Source organism: Phyllobacterium sp. SB3 (assembly GCF_040009165.1).
Classification (GTDB): Bacteria; Pseudomonadota; Alphaproteobacteria; order Rhizobiales; family Rhizobiaceae; genus Phyllobacterium.
Genome location: NZ_JBDYKI010000021.1, coordinates 1 through 2,558, shown reverse-complemented (window position 1 = coordinate 2,558; position 2,558 = coordinate 1). Strand labels below are relative to the sequence as shown.

The 2,558-nt window shown below is 62.0% G+C and carries 2 protein-coding genes; both read left to right on the top strand.

The genetic code is table 11. The annotated features are described in order from the left end of the window. Positions 1-119 precede the first annotated feature (119 nt). Positions 120-1,001, top strand: a complete 882-nt coding sequence (locus tag ABKW30_RS29180) for a tyrosine-type recombinase/integrase (RefSeq protein WP_348602476.1) — start codon at positions 120-122, stop codon at positions 999-1,001. Between the two features lie 10 nt (positions 1,002-1,011). Then, positions 1,012-2,208 (top strand): IS91 family transposase, encoded by a 1,197-nt coding sequence (locus ABKW30_RS29175; RefSeq protein ID WP_348602475.1) that lies wholly within the window; start codon positions 1,012-1,014, stop codon positions 2,206-2,208. The last annotated feature ends 350 nt before the right edge of the window (positions 2,209-2,558 follow it).

Genomic DNA, 2,558 nt, shown 5'->3' with positions numbered 1-2,558 from the left:
GGACTAACCCGCTCGGCTACGCCGGAGCGGCAAGGAGGTCATGTCTTCAGTAGGAGCCCCAACTGCGCGAGGATGGGACGGCTGTTTGTAGCCCATTCCATCAGACAGAGGAGCTCGTCATGACCCCACTTCGCCAGCGCATGAGCGAGGACATGCAGGTGCGCAATTTCTCGCCCAATACCCAACTCTCGTATCTGCAACAGGTGTCGCTGTTTGCGCGATACTTCAGCAAGTCGCCGGACTTGCTCGGCCGCGAGGATGTCCGGACCTATCAGGTCTATCTCGTCAACGAGAAGAAGCTGATGCCAGGATCGATCCACATTGCTATTTCGGCGTTGCGCTTTCTCTTCAATGTGACGCTCGAAAGGGATTGGGCGCCAGAAGAGGTCCTGCCGCTCCCCAGGAAGCCGCAGAAACTGCCAATCATCCTGAGCCCGGATGAAGTGCAGCACTTTCTTGGCTGCGTGCGCAATCTCAAACACCACGCGATCCTGACCACCTGCTATGCCGCGGGCCTACGCATTTCGGAAGCAGTGCATCTGAAGACGACTGACATCGACAGCCAGAGAATGGTCGTCCGTGTCGAACAGGGCAAAGGCCAGAAGGACCGCTATGTGATGCTGTCGCCCAAGCTCCTCGAGATCCTGCGCGATTACTGGAGGATGCGGCGGCCAAAGGAGTGGCTCTTCCCCGGCGATCGCGCCGGTCACCCGATCACCCGGGATGCAGTTGGACAAGCCTGCGCGAAAGCGCACGATCTCTCCGGCTTGTCCAAACCGGTGACGCCGCACAGTTTGCGGCACGCCTTCGCCGTCCATCTCCTGGAGGCCGGTGCCGACGTGCGCACCATTCAGCTGCTGCTCGGTCACCGCAGCCTCGCGACCACCGCCCATTACCTGCGCATCGCCACCAACAAGGTCTGCGCCACCTCGAGCCCCTTCGAGCTCTTGCCACGTCCAGCGCCCCCCTTGCCGCCGCCCGCCAAGCCTGAGTACTTCTGAGCTCGCGCCAATGCCCCGTTCGGGGCCGGAAGTGGCGGATATATTCCGTCGCTACGGCGAGGCCCATCGTGCCCAGCACGCATCGCTGTCGACCGCTCAACGCCGCGTCATGACGGCGATCGAATTGTGCCGGACCGCCGCGCTCGGTGGGCACGTCGAAGCGTGCGATCAATGCGGCCACCGGCGCATCGCCTTCAACAGCTGCCGTGACAGGCATTGTCCCCGCTGCCAATCGCTGGCCCGTGCGCAATGGTTGGAGGATCGTCGCGCCGAGCTTCTCGACACACAGTACTTCCACGTCGTCTTCACACTGCCGGAGCCCATTGCCGCCATCGCCTATCAGAACAAGGCGCTCGTCTACGGCCTGCTGTTCCGCGCCACCGCCGAGACGCTGCGCACCATCGCTGCCGACCCCAAGCATCTCGGCGCCGAGATCGGTTTCTTTGCCGTTCTGCACACCTGGGGGCAAAATCTGCTGCACCATCCCCACCTGCACTGTGTCGTCCCTGGTGGCGGGTTCTCGCCGGACGGCACACGATGGGTTGCTTGCAAGCCCGGTTTCTTCCTGCCGGTTCGCGTGCTCTCACGCCTGTTCCGACGATTGTTTCTGGATCACCTGGAGAAAGCCTTCAACGCCGGCAAGTTGCAGTTCTTTTCTGACTTGCGGGTCCTGAGCGAACGCAACGCCTTCCGGCGCTATCTAACGCCACTTCGTAAGGCCGAGTGGGTGGTCTACGCCAAGCCACCCTTCGCCGGACCCGAACAGGTGCTCGATTACGTCGGCCGTTATACGCACCGCGTCGCCATCTCCAACAACCGCCTCATCGATATCGAGGATGGCGCCGTGCGTTTCCGTTGGAAGGATTATCGGCACGGCGATCGGCAAAAGGTCATGACCGTGTCGGCCGATGAGTTCATCCGCCGCTTTCTGTTGCACGTCCTGCCCGAGGGCTTCCATCGTATCCGCTATTACGGTTTCCTCGGCAATCGCTACCGCCAACAAAAGCTTGCCCATTGCCGCGACCTGCTCGGCATGCCAGTTCCCGAGCCGTCGGGCAGCCGAGCTCCGAAGGAGTACCGCGACCGCTACGAGGAGCTCACCGGGCACTCCCTCAGGCAATGCCCGGCCTGTCGTCAAGGGCAGATGATCACTATCGAAACCTTCGACGGCGTCACCGGACCCACGTCATACTGGGATACGTCATGAAGAAGCGCAGCACGTTCATCGTCGCCATCGCCCCGTTCGGCCGACAAACCGCGCCGGTCCCGCGAAAGTATGCGCCGGTGCTTGCCACCAGTGCCTTCCCAGAGCTCACGGAGGCAATCGCCACCTCTTTCGAAACCGGAATCCGCACTGCTTTCGTCCCCGCGCCCCGCAGCTGCCGCGTCAACACCGTCGCGCGATGCCTTTTCCTGCGATGGCCACCATTCAATACCCATAGAACCCCACGCGCGCCCGCGGCTTAGCCCAACACGTTTTTAGCGCACCGTCGCCATCAGTCTTCGCGCGCTCGTCGACGTCAATATCCGCGACGCCACGCTAAAAACGCTCTGCAT

Bases quoted from the DNA above. Each gene is read 5' to 3' on its own strand.
- ABKW30_RS29180 (WP_348602476.1), top strand. From the start codon at position 120: ATGACCCCACTTCGCCAGCGCATGAGCGAGGACATGCAGGTGCGCAAT.
- ABKW30_RS29175 (WP_348602475.1), top strand. From the start codon at position 1,012: ATGCCCCGTTCGGGGCCGGAAGTGGCGGATATATTCCGTCGCTACGGC.